The 277-nt window shown below is 61.0% G+C and carries 1 protein-coding gene; it reads right to left on the reverse strand.

Annotated elements, in window-relative coordinates; translation table 11 throughout:
- Nucleotides 1-195: formate dehydrogenase accessory protein FdhE (gene fdhE, locus Q5762_RS38170; protein WP_315896907.1), on the reverse strand; the 195-nt coding region annotated here is incomplete at its 3' end.
- Nucleotides 196-277: the final 82 nt, after the last annotated feature.

Consider the following 277-nt stretch of genomic DNA (forward strand, 5'->3'; position numbering starts at 1 on the left):
CTCGGCGCAGAGTCCGGCCTGAATACGCGAGATCTTGGCCAGAAACGACAGGTAGGGCGCAAGCTGATGGTCGCGTGCAAGAAATTCAAAACGCTCCGCCCGCGCGGTGAAGGTCTTGACCGGATCGGACAGCAAGGCGAAGGGCGCCTTGTCCAGACCGCCGATCATCGAAGGGTCGGGTTGGGTCGTTGTCATAGTATAAAACCGGCCACCCGAGGGCGACCGGCCCCTGAAATGAAGATCTTACGCCTACTCTGCCGGACGGTTCCGGTCGCGT

Source organism: Streptomyces sp. P9(2023), assembly GCF_032436795.1.
Lineage (GTDB): Bacteria > Actinomycetota > Actinomycetes > Streptomycetales > Streptomycetaceae > Streptomyces.